17 protein-coding genes are annotated in these 19,384 nt (G+C 73.5%); 6 read left to right on the forward strand and 11 right to left on the reverse strand.

Annotated features, from left to right (window positions below):
* Positions 1-89 precede the first annotated feature (89 nt).
* Both ACGF3H_RS07620 and ACGF3H_RS07625 read left to right on the forward strand, forming a co-directional pair.
* Positions 90-1,109 carry an LLM class flavin-dependent oxidoreductase gene (locus ACGF3H_RS07620; protein ID WP_362492575.1) on the forward strand — a complete coding sequence of 340 codons (1,020 nt, stop codon included), beginning with the start codon at positions 90-92 and terminating at the stop codon, positions 1,107-1,109.
* 56 nt (positions 1,110-1,165) lie between these two features.
* Positions 1,166-3,511 (forward strand): excinuclease ABC subunit UvrA, encoded by a 2,346-nt coding sequence (locus ACGF3H_RS07625; protein WP_362492572.1) that lies wholly within the window; start codon positions 1,166-1,168, stop codon positions 3,509-3,511.
* 43 nt (positions 3,512-3,554) lie between these two features.
* Here the strand turns inward: ACGF3H_RS07625 and ACGF3H_RS07630 are convergent, their stop codons facing one another.
* From ACGF3H_RS07630 to ACGF3H_RS07655, 6 genes are all read right to left on the reverse strand, one after another.
* Positions 3,555-4,463 carry a PRC and DUF2382 domain-containing protein gene (locus ACGF3H_RS07630; protein WP_362492569.1) on the reverse strand — a complete coding sequence of 303 codons (909 nt, stop codon included), beginning with the start codon at positions 4,461-4,463 and terminating at the stop codon, positions 3,555-3,557.
* A gap of 72 nt (positions 4,464-4,535) precedes the next feature.
* Positions 4,536-5,378 (reverse strand): lysophospholipid acyltransferase family protein, encoded by an 843-nt coding sequence (locus tag ACGF3H_RS07635; protein WP_362492566.1) that lies wholly within the window; start codon positions 5,376-5,378, stop codon positions 4,536-4,538.
* Positions 5,375-6,148 carry a GNAT family N-acyltransferase gene (locus ACGF3H_RS07640; protein WP_362492563.1) on the reverse strand — a complete coding sequence of 258 codons (774 nt, stop codon included), beginning with the start codon at positions 6,146-6,148 and terminating at the stop codon, positions 5,375-5,377. The genes ACGF3H_RS07635 and ACGF3H_RS07640 overlap by 4 nt, the downstream gene beginning before the upstream one ends.
* A 190-nt stretch (positions 6,149-6,338) precedes the next feature.
* Positions 6,339-7,088, reverse strand: coding sequence for a succinate dehydrogenase/fumarate reductase iron-sulfur subunit (locus ACGF3H_RS07645; protein WP_362492560.1), 750 nt, complete (start codon positions 7,086-7,088; stop codon positions 6,339-6,341).
* A complete protein-coding gene (locus ACGF3H_RS07650; protein WP_362492557.1) occupies positions 7,085-9,034 on the reverse strand; it encodes a fumarate reductase/succinate dehydrogenase flavoprotein subunit in 1,950 nt (649 codons plus the stop codon). The genes ACGF3H_RS07645 and ACGF3H_RS07650 overlap by 4 nt, the downstream gene beginning before the upstream one ends.
* A gap of 1 nt (position 9,035) precedes the next feature.
* Positions 9,036-9,707: a succinate dehydrogenase gene (locus ACGF3H_RS07655; RefSeq protein WP_362492899.1), complete on the reverse strand. Its 672-nt coding sequence runs from the start codon at positions 9,705-9,707 to the stop codon at positions 9,036-9,038.
* A 131-nt stretch (positions 9,708-9,838) separates the two neighbouring features.
* Here ACGF3H_RS07655 and ACGF3H_RS07660 point away from each other — a divergent pair, with 131 nt between their 5' ends.
* A complete protein-coding gene (locus ACGF3H_RS07660; RefSeq protein ID WP_362492554.1) occupies positions 9,839-10,723 on the forward strand; it encodes a LysR substrate-binding domain-containing protein in 885 nt (294 codons plus the stop codon).
* Between the two features lie 117 nt (positions 10,724-10,840).
* Here the strand turns inward: ACGF3H_RS07660 and ACGF3H_RS07665 are convergent, their stop codons facing one another.
* Positions 10,841-11,374 (reverse strand): 2'-5' RNA ligase family protein, encoded by a 534-nt coding sequence (locus tag ACGF3H_RS07665; RefSeq protein ID WP_362492551.1) that lies wholly within the window; start codon positions 11,372-11,374, stop codon positions 10,841-10,843.
* A 152-nt stretch (positions 11,375-11,526) separates the two neighbouring features.
* On the reverse strand, positions 11,527-12,417 hold the full coding sequence (locus ACGF3H_RS07670) for an NAD(P)H-binding protein (protein WP_362492548.1): 891 nt from the start codon (positions 12,415-12,417) through the stop codon (positions 11,527-11,529).
* A 170-nt stretch (positions 12,418-12,587) separates the two neighbouring features.
* Here ACGF3H_RS07670 and ACGF3H_RS07675 point away from each other — a divergent pair, with 170 nt between their 5' ends.
* Positions 12,588-13,442 carry a LysR family transcriptional regulator gene (locus ACGF3H_RS07675; protein WP_362492546.1) on the forward strand — a complete coding sequence of 285 codons (855 nt, stop codon included), beginning with the start codon at positions 12,588-12,590 and terminating at the stop codon, positions 13,440-13,442.
* A gap of 58 nt (positions 13,443-13,500) precedes the next feature.
* Here the strand turns inward: ACGF3H_RS07675 and ACGF3H_RS07680 are convergent, their stop codons facing one another.
* From ACGF3H_RS07680 to ACGF3H_RS07690, 3 genes are all read right to left on the reverse strand, one after another.
* Complete coding sequence (locus tag ACGF3H_RS07680) at positions 13,501-15,645, reverse strand: EAL domain-containing protein (protein ID WP_362492543.1); 2,145 nt, start codon at positions 15,643-15,645, stop codon at positions 13,501-13,503.
* Positions 15,642-16,454, reverse strand: a complete 813-nt coding sequence (locus tag ACGF3H_RS07685; protein WP_362492540.1) for an SAM-dependent methyltransferase — start codon at positions 16,452-16,454, stop codon at positions 15,642-15,644. The genes ACGF3H_RS07680 and ACGF3H_RS07685 overlap by 4 nt, the downstream gene beginning before the upstream one ends.
* Positions 16,455-16,658: 204 nt before the next feature.
* The gene (locus ACGF3H_RS07690; RefSeq protein WP_362492896.1) at positions 16,659-17,603 is read right to left on the reverse strand and encodes an SCO0930 family lipoprotein; all 945 of its coding nucleotides are present in this window, start codon (positions 17,601-17,603) and stop codon (positions 16,659-16,661) included.
* A 772-nt stretch (positions 17,604-18,375) separates the two neighbouring features.
* Between ACGF3H_RS07690 and ACGF3H_RS07695 the strand changes: the two genes are divergently transcribed.
* Positions 18,376-18,510 carry a hypothetical protein gene (locus ACGF3H_RS07695; RefSeq protein WP_393583623.1) on the forward strand — a complete coding sequence of 45 codons (135 nt, stop codon included), beginning with the start codon at positions 18,376-18,378 and terminating at the stop codon, positions 18,508-18,510.
* A gap of 16 nt (positions 18,511-18,526) precedes the next feature.
* On the forward strand, positions 18,527-19,291 hold the full coding sequence (locus tag ACGF3H_RS07700) for a hypothetical protein (RefSeq protein WP_362500679.1): 765 nt from the start codon (positions 18,527-18,529) through the stop codon (positions 19,289-19,291).
* Positions 19,292-19,384: the final 93 nt, after the last annotated feature.

Below are 19,384 nucleotides of genomic sequence, written 5' to 3' on the forward strand. Positions count from 1 at the left end.
AACGCGGGCTGCCGCGCCCCGGGGGCCGACCGGGCCGGCCGCCCGCCCGGTCCCGGGAATCCTCGCGCCGCGCACGCGTTGAACCCCGTGTGAGCTCAGTGATCGCGACGACCCGCTTCTCCGTCCTCGACCGCTCCCGCATCCGTGAGGGACACACCGGCGCCGAGGCGCTGCGCGACACCGTGGCCCTGGCCCGGGAGGCGGAGCGGCTCGGCTACCACCGGTTCTGGGTGGCCGAGCACCACGGCGTGCCGGGCGTGGCCGGTTCGGCGCCGACCGTGCTGGCCGCCGCCGTCGCCGGCGCCACGCACCGCATCCGGGTCGGCACCGGCGGCGTGATGCTGCCCAACCACCGGCCCCTGGTCGTCGCCGAGCAGTTCGGCGTGCTGGAGTCGCTCTTCCCGGGCCGCATCGACATGGGTCTCGGCCGGTCGGTGGGCTTCACCGACGGCGTGCGCAGGGCGCTGGGCCGGGACAAGGACGACGCCGAGGACTTCGACGCGCAACTGGCCGAGCTGCTCGGCTGGTTCCGGGGCACCTCCCCCACGGGTGTGCACGCCCGCCCCGCGGAGGGGCTGACCGTGCCGCCGTTCGTGCTGGCCATGGGCGAGGGCGCGGCCGTCGCCGCCCGCGCCGGCCTGCCGATGGTGATCGGCGACCTGCGCGACCGCGACCGCATGCTGCGCGGCATCGACCGCTACCGCGCCGCCTTCCGCCCCTCCGTGTGGAGCCGGGAGCCGTACGTCGTCGTCTCGGGCACCGTCGCCGTGGCCGGCACCCCGCAGGCCGCCCGGCGCCTCCTGCTCCCGGAGGCCTGGTCCATGGCCCACGCGCGCACCCGCGGCGCCTTCCCGCCCCTGCCGCCGGCCGAGGACGTCGAGGCCCGCTTCATGACCGCCAAGGAGCGCGATCTGTACGAGTCCGGCCTGAGCGGCCACATCGCGGGAACCGAGGAGCAGGTCGCCGGCGAACTGGAGTCGCTCCTGAAGGAGACGGGCGCCCAGGAGGTGCTGGTCACCACCAGCACCTACGACCGCGAGGCCCTGCTGGACTCCTACCGGCGGCTCGCCCGCGTCACCGGCGCGGGGACGCGGGGCGCCTCGGCGTAGAATCGCGGAGTTTGTCCCACCGGCCGTGGCCCGAAGACCGTACGGAGTTCCCCGCGATGCACAGCCCCCACGACCCGTACGTCCGCGTCCGCGGCGCCCGTGAGCACAACCTCAAGGGCGTGGACGTCGACGTCCCGCGGGACGTGGTGGCCGTGTTCACCGGTGTGTCCGGCTCCGGCAAGTCGTCGCTCGCCTTCGGCACCGTCTACGCGGAGGCGCAGCGGCGCTACTTCGAGTCGGTCGCGCCCTACGCCCGCCGGCTGATCCAGCAGGTCGGCGCGCCGAAGGTCGGCGAGATCACCGGGCTGCCGCCCGCCGTGTCGCTCCAGCAGCGCCGGGCGGCGCCGACGTCCCGTTCGTCGGTCGGTACCGTGACCAACCTGTCCAACTCGCTGCGGATGCTGTTCTCGCGCGCCGGCGACTATCCGCCGGGCGCCGCGCGGCTCGACTCCGACGCCTTCTCGCCCAACACGGCGGCCGGGGCGTGCCCCGAGTGCCACGGGCTCGGCCGGGTGCACCGCACGACCGAGGACCTGCTCGTGCCCGACCCGTCGCTGTCGGTCCGGGACGGTGCGATCGCCGCGTGGCCCGGCGCCTGGCAGGGCAAGAACCTGCGGGACGTCCTCGACGCGCTCGGGTACGACGTGGACCGGCCGTGGCGCGAGCTGCCGGCCGAGCAGCGGGAGTGGATCCTGTTCACGGACGAGCAGCCGGTGGTCACCGTGCATCCCGTCCGGGACGCCGGCCGTATCCAGCGGCCGTACCAGGGCACGTACATGAGCGCCCACCGGTACGTGATGAAGACGTTCTCGGACTCCCGGAGCGCGACGCTGCGGGCGAAGGCGGAGCGGTTCCTCACCAGCGCGCCCTGCCCGGTCTGCGGCGGCGGCCGGCTGCGGTCGGAGGCCCTCGCGGTGACCGTCGGCGGCCGGAGCATCGCCGAGCTGGCCGCGCTGCCGCTCACGGAACTCGCCGGGCTGCTGCCCACGGGCGACGAGACGGCCCGGGTACTCACCGCCGACCTGACCTCCCGCATCACGCCCGTCGTGGAGCTGGGCCTCGGCTATCTGAGCCTCGACCGCCCGGCGCCCACGCTCTCGGCGGGCGAGCTGCAACGGCTGCGCCTGGCGACGCAGCTGCGCTCCGGGCTGTTCGGCGTGGTGTACGTCCTCGACGAGCCGTCCGCGGGCCTGCACCCGGCGGACACCGAGGCGCTGCTGACGGTGCTGGAACGGCTGAAGTCGGCGGGGAACTCGGTGTTCGTGGTGGAGCACCACCTCGGGGTGATGCGCGGCGCCGACTGGATCGTGGACGTCGGCCCGCGGGCGGGCGAGCACGGCGGGCGGGTGCTGTACAGCGGCCCGGTGGCCGGGCTGGCCGAGGTCGGGGAGTCGGCGACGGCGCGTCACCTCTTCGACCGCTCCCCCGCGCCGGTCCGCGAGGTGCGCGAGCCGCGCGGCACCCTGACGGTCGGCCCGGTCACCCGGCACAACCTGCACGAGGTGAGCGCCGGTTTCCCGCTGGGCGTCCTCACGGCGGTGACCGGTGTCTCCGGGTCCGGTAAGTCGACGCTCGTCGGCGCGATCACCGAGGAGTCGCCGGGTGTGCAGCGGCTGGTCTCCGTGGACCAGAAGCCGATCGGCCGCACCCCGCGGTCCAACCTGGCCACGTACACGGGCCTGTTCGACGTCGTACGGAAGGTCTTCGCGGCCACCGACGCGGCACGCGACCGGGGTCACGGGGTCGGCCGGTTCTCCTTCAACGTGGCGGGCGGGCGCTGCGAGACCTGCCAGGGCGAGGGCTTCGTCAGCGTCGAGCTGCTGTTCCTGCCGAGCACCTACGCGCCGTGCCCGGACTGCGGCGGAGCGCGCTACAACCCCGAGACGCTCGAAGTGACCCACCGGGGGCGGAACATCGCCGAGGTGCTGGACCTGACCGTGGAGGCCGCGGCGGAGTTCTTCGCGGACACTCCCCCGGTGGCGCGCAGCCTGGCGGCGCTGCTCGACGTCGGACTGGGCTATCTGCGGCTCGGCCAGCCCGCGACGGAGCTCTCCGGCGGGGAGGCGCAGCGCATCAAGCTGGCGAGCGAGCTGCAGCGGGGGCGGCGCGGCCACACGCTGTACCTCCTGGACGAGCCGACGACCGGTCTGCATCCCGCCGATGTCGAGGTGCTGATGCGGCAGTTGCACGGCCTGGTCGACGCCGGGCACACGGTGGTCGTGGTGGAGCACGACATGACCGTGGTGGCGGGCGCCGACTGGGTGATCGACCTGGGGCCGGGCGGCGGCGACGCGGGCGGGCGGATCGTCGCCGCGGGCCCGCCGGCCGAGGTGGCCCGGGCGGAGGGCAGCGCCACCGCGCCGTATCTGGCGGCCGTCCTGCATGGCGGGGCGCGCCGGTGAGACCGCCGCACCGGCGCGCGCCCTGCCGGACGCCGGCCGAACGCTACTCGCGGCCCCGCCGGATGTCGTCCTCGGTCATGCCCTCCGTCTCCGCCTCGATCCGCTCCTTGCGGATCTGACCGCGCACGGTCTCGTTCTCCACGTGCTCCTCCGTGGTGAGCCGGACGCGTTCGACCGGCACCGTCTCGGTCTCCACGACGGCGCGTTCCTCGTGCAGGGTGACCTCGTGCTCGGCCTCGCCGAGCTCCGGCCCGGAGAGCGCCTCGTCACGGTTGGCGTCCGTGATCGGCTCGCGCTCCACGCGCACCTCCTCGTGGCGCACCGGAACGGTCTGCTCGACCTCCTCGGTGACCACGTACTTGCGCAGCCTGGCCCGGCCGATCTCGTGCCTTTCGACGCCGACGTGCATCCGCTCCTCCGAGCGGGTCATGGCGTCGTCGCCGCGCATCCCCCGCCGGCCCGACATGTCCTCGCGCCCGGTGGTGTCCGCCGTGCCCGCCATGCCTGCGGTGCCTGCGGTGCCTGCGGTGCCTGCCATGCCGGCGGTACCCGCCGCGCCTGCCGCGCCTGCCGTGCCCGGGCCCGCGGCCCAGCGGCCGTCGTCGGTGCGCTCGGCCTCGGACAGCACGCTGTCCCAGTTGATGCCGTAGTAGTCGTAGAGCCGGTGCTCCTCGGCCTCCGACAGATGGCCGCCCGCGTCGACGTCCACGTTGGGTGCGTCCTTGACCTTGTCCTTGCGGTACGGGACCTCGAGGTGGTCGTGGACCAGCGAGGCGTCGCGGATGGGCACGAACGACTCGTTGGAACCGAACATGCCGGTCTTGACGCTCACCCACTCGGGGCGCCCTGTCATGTCGTCGAAGAAGACGTGCTTGGCGTCGCCGATCTTGTTGCCGTCCCCGTCGTAGACCGGATGGTCCAGGACGTCGGCGATCTCTTCACGGGTGATCATCTGGCATCACCCTCCTTCCGGAGTGCCTTCACTCCGACTGTCCGCATCAGCAGCCCGAAAACGGTACATCTGTCACAAAGGGCACATACTTTTCGAATGTGCTTTCCGGTGGTGACCGCCCCGGCCGGTCCAGGCCCCCGCGGCCGCCTGCTGGGCGGCGCCGGCGAGGGAGCGGCGGGCCGGGTGGAGCCCGGGCGGCACGGCCGGGCACACCTCCACCTCGGCCGTCAGCCCGCGCGCCGACACCACCCGCCACAGGGAGGCGAGCAGGGTGTCCTCGCCGACGAACGCGGGCGCCGTGCTCAGTGTCCGCTCCCGCGTCCGGTAGCGGATGCGGACCGGCTGGACGGGCACCCCGGCGTCCAGCGCGGCCTGGAACACGGCCCGGCGGAAGGCGCCGTGCGCGCGTCCGCACCAGGTGCTGCCCTCGGGGAAGGCGGCGACCGCGGCGCCCTCCCGCAGCGCCCCTGCGACCCGCGCGACCGTGTCCGGCAGCGCCCGCAGGCGGTCCCGCTCGATGAACAGGACTCCCCCGCGGGCGGCGAGCGGCCCGGCCACCGGCCACCGCCGGATCTCGCTCTTGGCGAGCATCCGGGCCGGGCGGACGGCGGCGAGCAGCGGGACGTCCAGCCAGGAGACGTGGGGGGCGACCAGCAGCAGGCCGCCGCCGGGCACGGCGGCACCCGTGACGCGGACGCGTACGCCGGCGGCGCGCACGACCCAGCGGCACCAGCGCCTCACCAGGGCGTCCGGCGTCCGCCCCCGCAGCGGCGACAGGGCGACCGCCGTGCCGACGAGGAGGAGCACGGTGACCGCCGTCAGCCGCAGCACGGCGCGCGGTACGCCGCTTCCGGTCGGGGCCGGCTCCACGCAGGCCGCGGGCGTGCAGGGCGCGGCGGGCAGCCAGGCGCTCACCGGGCCGGCAGCAGCGAGAGGAAGTGCCGCAGGTAGCGCGGGTCGACGCGGCTCATCGGCAGCAGCACGTACAGGTCCGCGACGCCGAAGTCGACGTCGTGCGCGGGCTCCCCGCAGACCCAGGCGCCGAGGCGGAGGTAGCCGCGCAGCAGGGCGGGCAGTCCGGTGCGGGCGACGGGTGCCGCGGCGCGCGGTGTCCAGGGCAGCAGCGGCCGTACCCGGTACTCTTCGGGCGCCAGGTGCGCCGCCCGGACCCGGTCCCAGGTGGCGGCGGCGAGGGCGCCGCCGTCGGCGAGCGGTATCGAGCAGCAGCCCGCGAGCCACTCGTGGCCCCGGTCGGTCATGTAGCGGGCCAGGCCGGCCCAGATGAGCCCGATCACGGCGCCGTCCCGGTGGTCGGGGTGCACGCAGGAACGGCCGACCTCGACGAGCGAGGGCCGGATCGCGTCCAGCGCGGCGAGGTCGAACTCGCCCTGCGCGTAGAGGCGTCCGGCGATCGCGGCGCGTTCCGGGGGCAGCAGCCGGTAGGTGCCGACGACCTGCCCGGTCGTCTCCTCCCGCACCAGCAGGTGGTCGCAGTACGCGTCGAAGGGGTCGATGTCGTAGCCGGGCTGCGGGCTCGCCAGCAGGGCGCCCATCTCCCCGGCGAAGACGTCGTGCCGCAGCCGCTGGGCCGCGCGCACCTCGTCCTCGTCGCGGGCGAGGGCGACGGTGTAGCGCGGGGGCGCGGCGGGCGCCGGGGGACGGTCCGCGGTCAGTACGCCGGTCATGGGTGCTCTCCTGGTGACGGGGCCGGGTCCGCCACAGTTCTTCCGACGGCGGCTGTCCTGTGCGTGACCGGTACCGGGAGAGCGGATGTGGGATTGCTGAATGCCAGGGGCCCGGAAGCGAGACGGGGCCGGGAGGAGCACCTCTCCCGGCCCCGTCCGTCCGCACCCGTCGGCGAACGTTCGGGGGTCGCTAGCGCTTCGCCGCCTTGCGGGTGGCGCGCAGCCACTCCTTGTTCATGCTCGTGATGGACATCAGCGGGATGCCCTTCGGGCAGGCTGTCGCGCATTCGCCCGCGAGCGTGCAGCCGCCGAAGCCCTCGTCGTCCATCTGCGCGACCATGTCCAGCACCCGCGTCTCCCGCTCGGGCGCGCCCTGCGGCAGGACGTTGAGGTGGTTGATCTTCGCGGAGGTGAACAGCATGGCCGCGCCGTTCGGGCACGCGGCGACGCAGGCGCCGCAGCCGATGCACTCGGCGTGCTCGAAGGCGAAGTCGGCGTCGGGCTTCGGCACGGGCGTGGCGTGGGCCTCCGGCGCGGCGCCGGTCGGCGCGGTGATGTAGCCGCCGGCCTGGATGATCCGGTCGAAGGCCGAGCGGTCGACGACCAGGTCCTTCACGACCGGGAAGGCGGCGGCCCGCCACGGCTCCACGTCGATGGTGTCGCCGTCCTTGAAGGACCGCATGTGCAGCTGGCAGGTGGTGGTGCGCTCGGGGCCGTGGGCGTCGCCGTTGATGACCAGCGAGCAGGCGCCGCAGATGCCCTCGCGGCAGTCGTGGTCGAAGGCGACCGGGTCCTCGCCCTTGAGGATGAGTTCCTCGTTGAGGGTGTCGAGCATCTCCAGGAACGACATGTCCTGCGAGATCCCGTCCACCTCGTACGTGGACATGGCGCCTTCGGCGTCGGCGTTCTTCTGGCGCCAGACGCGCAGGGTGAGCTTCATGCGTAGCTCCGCTGGGTGGGGTGGACGTACTCGAAGACCAGGTCTTCCTTGTGCAGGGTGGGAGCCTCGCCGGTGCCGGTGAACTCCCAGGCGGCGGCGTACCCGAACTCGTCGTCCTTGCGGGCCGCCTCGCCGTCCGGGGTCTGGGACTCCTCGCGGAAGTGGCCGCCGCAGGACTCGGACCGGTGGAGCGCGTCGAGGCACATCAGCTCGGCGAGCTCCAGGTAGTCGACGATGCGGTTGGCCTTCTCCAGCGACTGGTTGAACTCCTCGCCGATACCGGGGACCTTGATGCGCCGCCAGAACTCCTCGCGGATCTGCGGGATGCGCTCCAGGGCCTTGCGCAGTCCGGAGTCGGTGCGGGCCATGCCGCAGAACTCCCACATCAGCTCGCCGAGTTCGCGGTGGAAGGAGTCCGGGGTGCGGTCGCCGTCGACGGAGAGGAGCAGGTTGAGCCGGTCCTCGGTCTCGGCCAGCACCTCCTGCACCGCCGGATGGCCGCCGTCGACCTCGTCCTTGTGCGGGTTGCGGGCGAGGTAGTCGTTGATGGTGGCCGGCAGGACGAAGTAGCCGTCCGCCAGGCCCTGCATCAGCGCGGAGGCCCCGAGCCGGTTGGCGCCGTGGTCGGAGAAGTTGGCCTCGCCGATCGCGAAGAGGCCGGGGACGGTGGTCTGGAGGTCGTAGTCGACCCACAGTCCGCCCATCGTGTAGTGCACGGCCGGGTAGATCCGCATGGGCACCCGGTACGGGTCCTCGTCGGTGATCCGCTGGTACATGTCGAAGAGGTTGCCGTACTTGGCCTCGACCGCCTTGCGCCCCATCCGCTCGATGGCGTCGGCGAAGTCCAGGTAGACGCCCTGGCCGCCGGGGCCCACTCCCCTGCCCTCGTCGCAGACGTTCTTCGCGGCGCGGGAGGCGATGTCGCGGGGCACGAGGTTGCCGAAGGACGGGTAGATGCGCTCCAGGTAGTAGTCGCGCTCGTCCTCGGGGATCTTGTTCGGCGGCCGGTCGTCGCCCTTGGCCTTCGGCACCCAGATCCGGCCGTCGTTGCGCAGCGACTCGCTCATCAGCGTCAGCTTGGACTGGTGGTCGCCGGTGCGCGGGATGCAGGTCGGGTGGATCTGCGTGAAGCAGGGGTTGGCGAACCAGGCGCCGCGCCGGTGCGCCCGCCACACGGCGGTCGCGTTGGAGTTCATGGCGTTGGTCGACAGGTAGAAGACGTTGCCGTACCCGCCGCTCGCCAGGACCACGGCGTCCGCGAAGTAGGTGTCGATCTTCCCGGTGATCAGGTCCCGGGCGACGATGCCGCGCGCCCGGCCGTCCACGACGATCAGGTCGAGCATCTCGGTGCGCGGATGCATCTCGATGTTGCCGGCCGCGATCTGCCTGCTGAGCGCCTGGTAGGCGCCGAGCAGCAGCTGCTGGCCCGTCTGGCCGCGGGCGTAGAAGGTACGGGAGACCTGGACGCCGCCGAAGGAGCGGGTGTCGAGCAGGCCGCCGTACTCGCGGGCGAAGGGCACCCCCTGGGCCACGCACTGGTCGATGATCTCGACGGAGATCTGGGCGAGCCGGTGCACGTTGGACTCGCGGGAGCGGAAGTCGCCGCCCTTGACGGTGTCGTAGAACAGGCGGTGGACGGAGTCGCCGTCGTTGCGGTAGTTCTTCGCCGCGTTGATGCCGCCCTGCGCGGCGATGGAGTGGGCGCGGCGCGGCGAGTCCTGATAGCAGAACTGGACGACGCGGTAACCCTGTTCGGCGAGGGTCGCACCGGCGGAACCGCCCGCGAGGCCGGTGCCGACGACGATCACGGTCTGCTTGCGCCGGTTGGCGGGGTTGACCAGCTTCGCCTCGAAGCGGCGCGTGTCCCAGCGTTCGTTGACCGGCCCGGCGGGGGCCTTGGTGTCGGCGACCGGCTCTCCGGTCGTGTAGTCGGCGTAGGTTGTCATGTCAGCTCACCACTCCGGTCATGACGCCCACGGGTACGGCGACGAAGCCGGCCGTGAGCAGCAGCGCGAGGACGTTCGCGACGGTCTTCAGGGCGCGGTCGCGGGTGCGGCTGCCGGCGCCGAGGGTCTGGGCGGCGGACCAGAAGCCGTGCCGGACGTGCAGGCCGAGGGCGAGCATCGCGACGATGTAGACGACGTTGCCGTACCAGGTGGAGAAGGTGTCCACGACGTTCTGGTAGGGCTTGCCGCTCTCGAAGCCGCCGGCGTGCACGGTGCCGGTGGTCAGGTCCAGCAGGTGCCAGACGATGAACAGGCCGAGGATGATCCCGCCCCAGCGCATGGTGCGGGTCGCGTAGCTCGCCCGGGGCTTCTTGTGCACGTACTTGCTGGGCCGCGCCTTGATGTCGCGGCGGCTGAGCTGGTACGCGGACGTGGCGTGGGCGACGACGGCGACGACCAGCACGACGCGGATCAGCCACAGCGTCCACTCGTAGTGCATGAACGGCTCGCCGACCGTGCGCAGCCAGTGGGCGTAGTGGTTGAACTCGCTCGTCCCGAAGAAGATCTTCAGGTTACCGATCATGTGGGCGACCAGGTAGAGCAGCATGACGAGACCACTGATCGCCATCACCGTCTTCTTGCCGACGGACGAGTCCCACACGGTGCGCGCCATGGACGGCCGTCGGTCCGTCCGCGTTGCCAGAGCCATGCCACAGGACGCTACGCGGGCGAAGGGCCATCGGTCCAAGACATGGTCCGCCTCGTTTCCATAGAGGATGCCTATCGGCGACGTATGCTTGCGGTATGCAGTTCCAGCAGCTCCAGTACTTCGTGGCGGTCGCCGAGACCCGGCACTTCACCCGGGCCGCCGAGACCGTCCACGTGGCGCAGCCGTCGCTGTCGCAGCAGATCAAGGCGCTGGAGCGGGAGCTCGGCGCGGATCTGTTCCTGCGGGCGCGGGGCAACATCACGCTGACGGACGCCGGGGAGGCGCTGCTGCCCCTGGCCCGGCGCATCCTGGCCGACGCGGACACCGCGCGGCACGAGGTGCTGGAGCTGGTGCAGCTGCGCAGCGGGCGGGTCCGGCTGGGTGCCACGCCGAGCCTGTGCACCGGCCTGCTCCCCGACGTGCTGCGCGCCTTCCACGACCGCTACCCAGGTGTCCGGCTGCTGATCGAGGAAGGCGGCTCGCACGACCTGGTGCGGGAGCTGGCCCGCGGCGCGCTCGACCTGGCCCTGGTGGTCCTGCCGCTGCCGACCGCGTCGCCGGCGCTGACCACGGTGGAGCTGCTGCGGGAGGACCTGGTGGTGGTGTCGTCGCCGGAGGCTCCCCGCCCGGGCGGGGGACGGCGGGCGGTGCGGATCGCCGACCTGGAGGGCGAGCGGCTGGTGATGTTCCGCCACGGCTACGACCTGCGGGAACTGACGGTGGCCGCGTGCCGCTCCGAGGGGTTCGAGCCGGACTTCGCGGTGGAGGGCGGGGAGATGGACGCGGTGCTGGGGTTCGTGCGGGCGGGCCTGGGCATGGCGGTCGTCCCCCGGATGGTGGCGGCCCGTTCCGGCCGCGGGCTGCGGGTGACGCCCCTGTCCCGGCCTGGCCTGCACCGCACCATCGCCCTGGCCCACCGCAGCGACGTGGCTCCGCCGAGGGCCGCGCGGGAGCTCCAGCGGATGCTGCTGGAGCGGTGAGGGCCGTCCGTACGGCACGCGTCCGTACGGCACTCCCCGGGCGACGACCCTGGGGCGGGGCCTGTGGCGGCGGGACAGGGCGAAGGGAGCCGCCGGCCGGTCGGCGTCAGGGGCGTTTCAGGGGCGGGGCGCCAGCACTTCCAGTGCGCCGGTCTCGGTGTCGTAGCTGCGCAGGGTGGTGAGCCGGGCCGACAACGGCGGCGCCGGCAGCAGTTCGGGGATCCGCCGGCCGGCGAAGGCACCTGCCCGCCGGGTGCGGCCGAGGGTGATGTGCGGGCTCCAGCTCCCGGGTTCGTGGAACGGGCTGAGGGCCTGGGGCGGGCTGTCCGAGACCACCGCCTCCCACACCCGGCGGTGCAGGCCGGCCAGCGCCGAGTCGAGGTCCAGCGCCCAGGCCAGGACCGAGGTGGGCCGCTCGAAGCGGACCACGCCGGTGAACCGCACCGGCAACGGCAGGTCCGCGGCCGCCTCGGCGAGCTCCCAGCGGATCGGGGCGGTCAGCTCCGGGCAGGCGGCCAGCGTGAGGTGCGGGCTGTTGGTCGGTGAGCGGTGACGCGCCTGACTGGGCAGCCCCGCGTCCGCGAGCCGTCGCCAGGCCTCCCGGACCGCCAGGTCCGCCGCCTCGTCCAACAGAAGCTCGACCGTACGCACCGCCGCAGCCTACCGGCGGCCGGCGCGTGTCGACGACCTTGCCGGGGGCGGCGTCGAGCAGACGGCGGGCCGTGGCCGGTGGTCTGCCGCCGGGGCTCCCGCGTCGGGCGACCGGCTCGAGGACGCTCCGGGGCCGCCGGCCGGGGCCGGGCTCAGACGAGCACGGCCGGCCTGAGCTTCTCCTCGCACCAGCGGTGGAAGCTCGTGGGCGCCGTGTCCGGTGTGCTGGGTGCGGACGAGCCGTAGAAGCCCTGGGCGTCCATCGCGGCGGCCATGTCGGCCAGCCCCCGGGCGCCGTCCTCGCTCGCCCCGAAGCGCAGGGCCGCCGCCCGGTACTCCGCCGGGGTGGTCTCCCGCACCCGCACCGGGCGCTCCAGCACGTCGGACATGACCTTCGCCATGCCCTCAGGTGTGAGGTCGTCGGGGCCGACCAGCGGAACGTCGGCCCGGCCGGTCCAGGTGCCGTCGAGCAGCAGCCGCGCCGCCGTCGCCGCGATGTCCCCGGTGGCGCAGGTCCGCAGTACCCGGTCCGCGGCGTACGCCACGCGGAACTCACCCGTGGAGCGGAGGGCCGCCGCCTGACCGAGCAGGTTCTCCATCAGGAAGGGCGGGCACAGCGCCCGGTAGTGCACGCCGGTGGCCGCGATCCGGTCGTCCATGGCGAGCGAGGCGGAGATCGGGCCGGCGTTCGCCGCGACACCGCGCCCCAGGCTGGAGACGGCCACGACCCGCCGGACACCGTGCTTCGCGATCACCTCGCACAGCGCCGCCGTGAACTCGCGGAAGTGGCCCTCGACGCTCTCGGCGCCCGGCGCGGGCGGCACCAGCCAGAAAACCTGGCCGGCACCGGCGCAGGCCGCACCGAGGAGCTCGGGGTCGGCGTGCGAGCCCTGGAACACCTCGGCCCGCTCGCGTGCCCGGGGGGTGAGGCGGCCGGGGTCGCGGGCGATCACCCGGACCGCGGTCCCGTCGTCCACGGCGTCGAGGACGTTGTCGAGGACCTGTCGGCCGATGCCGCCGGCCGGGGTGGTGATGACGATCACGGAACACAACTCCGTCTCGGAGAGGGAAGGATGAAGGATCGCGCCGGTCCGGGGGGAATCCCGCCCGGCCCGCGGCGCATGTTCATCCTGTTCCGCGGGCGCGCGGAACTGAAGGACCGTTCGGATCGCGGTTGTTACCCTGAGGGCAATACCGGAGGGAGGCGGACGCCGTGGAGTCACGTGCCCTGCGCTACTTCGTCGCGGTCGCAGAGGAACTCAACTTCGCCCGCGCCGCCGAGCGGCTGGGCATCTCCCCGCCGCCCCTGTCCCGGGCGATCCGCCGGCTGGAGGCCGAACTGGGCGTCACCCTGTTCGAGCGGACCACGCACCGGGTGTCCCTGACCCCGGCCGGTGACGTCCTGCTCACCGAGGCCCGCGTCGCACTGGAGGCCCTGGAGGCGGCCGGGCGCAGAACCCGGCGCGCTGCCCAGGGGCCGAAGCTGGTGCTGGCCGTGAAGGCCGACGGGGACGCGGGCCTGCTCGAGCCGATCCTGGCGCGCTACGCGTCCGAGCCCGGGTCCGTGCCGGTCGCCGTCCGGCTGTGCGGCTGGCAGGAACAGCCGGGGCTGCTGCGCGGCGGCGAGGCGGACGTCGCCCTGGTGCACGCGCCGTTCGACCGCACCGGACTCGACACCGAGACACTGACCGCCGAACCGCGCGTCGCCGCCCTCGCCTCGGACCACCCGCTCGCCGCGCGCGACCGGTTGGAGCTGGCCGATCTCGGCTGGAGCCCCGGCACCGTGGAGCGGCGCATCGACGAGGCCCGGCGCGGCCGGGGGGACCTGGCCCAGATGCTCACGGCCGTCTCGCTCGGCGAGGCCGTCACCCTGCTGCCGGCCTCGGTCGCCGTGCGCTATCCGCGCCCGGGCGTCGCCTACCGGCCGGTGTCCGACGCGCCGCCGGTCGTCCTCGCCCTCGCCTGGCCCCAGGAGTCCCGCTCGACCGCCACCGCGGCGCTCGTGCGCGTGGCGACCGAGGTCGTCGAGGCCGCCGAGCCCGCCGAGCCCGCCCGCGACGGAGCGTAGGCGGGCCGGGCAGCGGGCGCCGGGACGGGGCGGGGCCGCCGCGGGGCCGGGGGCCCGCTCAGCCGGTGGCGTCGACCAGGGCCAGTTCGTGCAGGCGGTCCGGCGGGCCGGGGCGGGCGTAGTACCAGCCCTGGGCCGTGTCGCAGCCCAGGATGCGCAGTTGCTCGGCCTGGGCGCCGGTCTCCACGCCCTCGACGGTCACCGTGAGGTCCAGACCGTGGGCCAGGGCGACGATGCCCTCGACGATCTTGAGGTCGACCGGGTCCGCCGGGAACTGCTGCATGCTCTGGGTGAAAGAGCGGTCCAGCTTGAGGACGCTCACCGGCAGCCGGCGCAGATTGGCGAGGTTGGAGTAGCCGGTGCCGAAGTCGTCCAGGGCGATGTCCACGCCCATCTCGGCCAGCCGGCGCAGCGGTTTCAGCAGGTCGTCGTCCGCGCCGATCAGGGCGGACTCCGTGACCTCCAGGCAGAGCGCGTCGGGTGCCACGCCGGCGCGTTCCAGGATCTCGACGGTGTCCTGGACCAGCCCGGGGTGGGTGAGCTGGCAGGGCGAGAGGTTGACGTTGATCCGCAGCGGCCCGGCGGCGGTCGTCCCGCCGTACCGCTCCCGCCACACGCCGGCCTGCCGCACGGACTGCTCCAGCACCCAGCGGCCCAGGGGAACGATCAGCCCGGTGTGCTCGGCGAGCGGGATGAAGCGGTCCGGACCGAGCACGCCGTGCTGCGGGTGCAGCCAGCGCACCAGGGCCTCGGCGCCGTGCACGCTGCCGTCGCCGAGGTGCACCAGCGGCTGGTACTCGATGAAGAACTCGCCCCGCTCCAGGGCCGCCGGCAGGGCGGTCGTCAGCCCGTGCCGGGTGATGACCCGGGCGTCGGCCTCGGGGTCGGCGAGCTCGAAGCGGTTGCCGCCCGCCGACTTGGCCCGGTACATGGTGATGTCGGCGCTGCGCAGCACCTCCGCCGGGCTGCGTTCGCCCGCCGGGCCCTCGACGATGCCGATGCTGCCGCGCACGGTCAGTTCCCGGCCGTCGATGCTGATGGGCGCCAGCAGCGCGTTCATGATGCGCCCGGCGAGCTCGTCCACCTCGTGACGGGTTTCCGGGCCGGTGGTCAGCGCCACGAACTCGTCGCCGCCGAGCCGGGCGACCATCTCGCCGGGCGCGGTGGCGCAGGCCTGCAGCCGGTCGGCGACCTCCACCAGCAGCCGGTCGCCGGCGGCGTGGCCGAGGCTGTCGTTGACGGTCTTGAAGCCGTCCAGGTCGAGGTAGCAGAGGGCGAACCGCTGGCCGGGGCCCGCGCCGAGGGCCTTCTCCAGGCGCTCGAAGAAGAAGCTGCGGTTGGGCAGGCCGGTGAGCGCGTCGTGGGTGGCCTCGTAGCGCAGCCGCAGGTTCAGCAGGCGGCGCTCGGTGGTGTCCTCCATCAGCGCGAGCTGGTACTGCGGGCTGCCGTCGGCGTCGCGCAGCAGGGAGACGGTCAGGTTGGTCCACAGGACCGTGCCGTCGGGGCGGTAGAAGGCCTTCTCGCAGTGGTAGGCCTCGCGTTCGCCGCGTACCAGCTCCTGGTAGAGCCGCCAGGTCTGCGGTGCGTCGTCGGGGTGGGTCCACTCCTTGACGTTGCGGCCGCGCAGCGAGGGGTCGGTCAGGCCGAACATGCGGGTCAGGGCACCGTTGACCTGGAGGATGTTGCCGTCGAGGTCCGCGATGCCGATGCCTATGGCGGCGCCCTCGAAGACCGCGCGGAAGCGGGCCTCGCTGGCGTGCAGCGCCTCCGCCACCACTCCCTGCGCCTTCAGGGCGGCCTGGGCGATGGCCTCCTGCTCGGCGAGCGTCCGGCCGCGCAGCGCCCCGGCGAACCCGGCCGCCATGGCGTGCTGGAGTCGCGCCGAACGCGCTCGCAGCGCCTCGGCGTCGCCGTCCTCGCCGCAGTACAGCACCAGATAGGCGTCCACGCAGTCCAGCGTGCGGGCAAGGGCGTCGGGGTCGGTGCAGTGCACGTCGACGAGTGCCGCGCCGACCGCCTTCGCCTCCTCGGTGTCCAGGCTCCGGGCCCGCAGCAGTTCGCTCAGCCGGCGGGCCAGCGGCACCAGTTCTTCCTCGAACTCGGGCCGGGTCGACGACGTCGAGGTCACCGGGAACACCGCGCGGCTCCAGATCGTCGCGAACCGGCGGAGTCTGTCCTCCGGCCCGCCCGGCTCCGCGGTCACGCCGTACGCCCCACGCCCGCGAAGCCGGCGAAGGCGTACGGGTCCTCGTCCTCCGGCGGCGTCTCGGGCCGCCAGCGCGGCATGGGAACCAGTCCGGGTTCCACCATCTCGTACCCCTCGAAGAACCGGGCGATCTCGTCGCGCGAACGCATGACCAGCGGATTGCGAATGTCCTCGTACACGTCCACCGCTCCCTGGGCCCGCTCGGCGTGCTCCGGGATCCCCTCGTACGAGGCGTGCGTGAGGACGAGCAGGCTGCCGGGGGCGAGCGCGTCGCTCAGTTCGGCCACCGCCGCGCAGGGGTCGTCCGCGTCGTCCACGAAGTGCAGTATGGCAACGAGCAGGAGGGCCAGCGGCCGATTCAGGTCGATCAGCCGCTTCACCTGGGGGCTGTCGAGGATGTCCCGCGGCTTGAGCAGGTCGGCGGCCACGACGTCCGCGTCCTCGGCGCCCTCCAGCACCGCCTGACTGTGCGCCACCGCGACCGGGTCGTGGTCGACGTACACCACCCGGGCGCCGGGCCGGGCCGCACGGGCCACCTCGTGGACGTTGCCGAAGGTGGGGATGCCGGAGCCGATGTCCAGGAACTGGTCGATGCCCTCCTGGGCCGCGAAGCGCACGGCCCGGCGCATGAACGCCCGGTTCGCCTGGCTGATCCTGGGGAGTTCCGGCATGAACTCCATGGCCCTGCGGGCCGCTTCGCGGTCGACCTCGAAGTTGTGCGAACCGCCCAGGTAGAAGTCGTAGACGCGGGACACGCTGGGCACCGAGATGTCGATGCTCCGCGGCGCCCAGGCGGGACGCTCCATCTCTCTCTCCAAGGCTCGGGCGATCCGGTGTTCGAGCTGAGGCTACTGATCGCCCGCCGATGGAGCGAGCCCGAGCGGAGATCGACCGTCCGTTCCCGGTCACTGCCTGCGGCACGTGCCGGGCGCCAAGGCACGTCAAAGCGCGCGAATGGGGCCGCCCCCTCCGGCCTGGCGACGGAGGGGGCGGCCCCGGGGGGGGTGGCGTCACTTCTTCGGCGCGCCGACCGGCTTCCCGTCGGGTGCGACGGCGTACCAAGTGCCGCCTACACCCTGGCCATTGGTGTCACCGGCCTTCTTGTCACCCGCGAAGGTGTAGATCGGCCAGCAGTTGACCGTCTGCTGCGCGGCGCCGTCGGGCCGGGTGAAGCTCATCAGGCCCTTCTTCACCACGCCCTCGGTGTCGTTCGCCGCCACGGGTGCCACGACCGGCCACTTCTCCAGGCAGGCCCCGGTACACGCGGAGACCGGCTTCGGCCACGCCTCGTCCTTCATGAAGCGGTAGACGGTCATGCCGTTCCTGTCGACGACGATCTCGCCGAGCTCGGGGTCCTTGCGGGTGGACAGTCCCGCCAGGTCGGCGGCCTCGGCCTTCTTGCCGTCGGGGGCGAGCGCGTACCACTTGCCGCCGACGCCCTGGCCCTTGACCTCGCCGACGGCGTCCTTGGCATAGCGGTACGCCGGCCAGCCGCCGATGGTCAGCTGCCTGGTGCCGTCGGCGCGGGTGACCTCGCCGAGCAGCGACTTGTCGATGCCCTCGCCGGCGATGGCGTCGTCCGCGGCCACCGGCGGCCAGGTGGTGGCGCAGTCGGCCTCGCACGCCGTCTTGGGCGGCTGGGCGGTGTCCTGGTCGAACCGGTAGAGGGTGCGGCCGCCGCCGTCGGTCACGAGCTCGCCGAGTTCGGCGTTCGTGGAGACGGACAGCTTGCCGGCGGAGACGGGCGCGGCTGCGGAGGCCTGCCCGCCCTTGGCGCCGAGGCCGTCGCCGAGCCCGGCTCCGGCGCCGATGGTGCTGACGTCACCGGGGGCGGCCGTGGCACCCACGTTCTGGCTGTTCGCGGCGTTTCCTCCGTCCTGACCGCACGCCGTCGTCAGCGCCAGCACCGCCGCAGCGCTCGCCACGAGTGAGGCGCTCCGCCAGGAGGTCTTCATCGTCAATCCCCGATCGTCGCAAAGGTGTTGCGGCGCCCTGCTGCGCCGAAGCACGACACTGGGTACGCACGACGGCGCGGGTCGTGTTCAACCGGGGCGCGAATTTCTTCGCGGCCGGGGCTCGGCCGCCGGGGAGGGAAGCGACGCACCCCGCTTCTCCTCGCACGCGCGTACGGTTTCGTGCCCGGGTCGCCTACCGCCGGTCAAACCGCCCGGCGGCCCGTGTCCCTCCTTCGGGGCAATCACCGGCTTCTCCCGCGTGGCACCGCGCGCGAAGGCTGATGATCTCGTCGTGCATGGACCCGAACCGACCCAATCCGCCGTAGCCGGCCGGGTGTTGGCCCTGGTGGTGCTGACGTTCACGCTCGTCGGCACACCGGCCGGCCCGGCGCGGGCCGACGCCTGCGCGTGGGCCTCGACCGGCCCGGGCGGCATCGAGGCGGTGGCGGTCGCCGGCAGCGACCCGTGGCCCGGCTTCCCGGCGTGCCCGGAGCCGACGCCCCCACCGCCGCCTCCGCCCACTCCCACCCCTGCTCCCACCCCACCGCCACCTCCGCCGCCTCCGCCGCCGAAGCCCACGCCCCCACCGCCGCCCGCGCCGAAACCGCCTCCACCGCCCGCCCCGAAACCCGAGCCGCCGCCCGCGCCGCCCCCGCGGCCGACGCCGGCCCGCCCCAAGCCCACGCCGACGCCCGCACCGGCGCCGGTGCGGCCCGCCCCTCCCGCGCCCGCCCCGTCGGCGACGCCGGCGCCCCGCCCGTCGCCGACCCCGGTGCACTACCCGCGGTACCGCGCCGCCCGGGTGGTGAAGCAGGGGTCCTCGCGCGGGGCCACCTCACCCCTCGTCTTCGTCCTGCTCATCACGGTGCCCGCGGTGGTAGCCGTCGCCGCGCTGCGCGCGCGCTGATCCCTGGAGGTCCCTCTTGCCGGAATGGCTTGTTCTCATCCTCGCGATGCTGGCCGCCTGCGTCGTCGTCATCGTCATCACGCTCCTGCGGCACCGCAGGGCTTCGGACGACGAGGACATCAACGAGACACCGGACGTCATCGAGTACATGACGATGTGGATCGGCGTGGTGTACGCCATCGTCCTGGGCCTGGCCATCGCCGGTGTCTGGGAGGCCCGCAGCGCCGCCGAGGACCACGTGCAGGCGGAGGCCGTCGCGCTGCACGAGGTCTCCGAGCGTGTCCGGGTCTACCCACCCGATGTCCGTGACCGCATCCGGGAGGATGTCAACGCCTATGTCGGACACGTCGTCACGACCGAGTGGAAGTCCATGGCCGACGACGGCCAGGTCACCGAGCGCGGCACCGAGCTCCTCGACCGGATCCGCGCGGACGTCACCGACTACGAGCCCCGGTCGGACTTCGAGGCCCAGGCCTATCAGCCGCTCGTCGACCAGGTGGCCGCCGCGGACCAGGCCCGCACCTCCCGGGCCGAGTCGACCGGGGCCACGATGCCGGGCGTGGTGTGGTTCGGGCTCATCGCCGGAGCCGTCATCACCATCGGCATGGTCTTCGCCCTGCAGATCCGGCGCACCACACGCGAGCTGGTCCTCGCCGGGCTGTTCTCCGCGCTGATCGCCTTCCTGCTCTTCCTGATCTGGGACTTCGACGCGCCCTACAGCCGCGGGGTCGCGGCGTCGACGGAGCCGTTCCTGAGCCTGTTCCCGGGCGTCAAGGGCTGACGGCACGCACGGGCCGCCCCGCCGCACGTGCACGGTGGTGGCCCGCAGGCGTGCCGACACGCCGTGTCCGTCGTCCGGCCGGCGCGGCGCCGT

This window comes from Streptomyces sp. NPDC048185 (assembly GCF_043202495.1).
In the GTDB taxonomy this organism is placed as follows: Bacteria; Actinomycetota; Actinomycetes; order Streptomycetales; family Streptomycetaceae; genus Streptomyces.

What these genes read in the sequence shown, in the direction of transcription:
- ACGF3H_RS07630 (WP_362492569.1), bottom strand. Translation starts at nt 4,463, where the DNA reads ATGATCACCCGTGAAGAGATCGCCGACGTCCTGGACCATCCGGTCTAC.
- ACGF3H_RS07660 (WP_362492554.1), top strand. Translation starts at nt 9,839, where the DNA reads ATGCAGTTCCAGCAGCTCCAGTACTTCGTGGCGGTCGCCGAGACCCGG.
- ACGF3H_RS07625 (WP_362492572.1), top strand. Translation starts at nt 1,166, where the DNA reads ATGCACAGCCCCCACGACCCGTACGTCCGCGTCCGCGGCGCCCGTGAG.
- ACGF3H_RS07650 (WP_362492557.1), bottom strand. Translation starts at nt 9,034, where the DNA reads ATGACAACCTACGCCGACTACACGACCGGAGAGCCGGTCGCCGACACC.
- ACGF3H_RS07645 (WP_362492560.1), bottom strand. Translation starts at nt 7,088, where the DNA reads ATGAAGCTCACCCTGCGCGTCTGGCGCCAGAAGAACGCCGACGCCGAA.
- ACGF3H_RS07685 (WP_362492540.1), bottom strand. Translation starts at nt 16,454, where the DNA reads ATGGAGCGTCCCGCCTGGGCGCCGCGGAGCATCGACATCTCGGTGCCC.
- ACGF3H_RS07690 (WP_362492896.1), bottom strand. Translation starts at nt 17,603, where the DNA reads ATGAAGACCTCCTGGCGGAGCGCCTCACTCGTGGCGAGCGCTGCGGCG.
- ACGF3H_RS07640 (WP_362492563.1), bottom strand. Translation starts at nt 6,148, where the DNA reads ATGACCGGCGTACTGACCGCGGACCGTCCCCCGGCGCCCGCCGCGCCC.
- ACGF3H_RS07655 (WP_362492899.1), bottom strand. Translation starts at nt 9,707, where the DNA reads ATGGCGCGCACCGTGTGGGACTCGTCCGTCGGCAAGAAGACGGTGATG.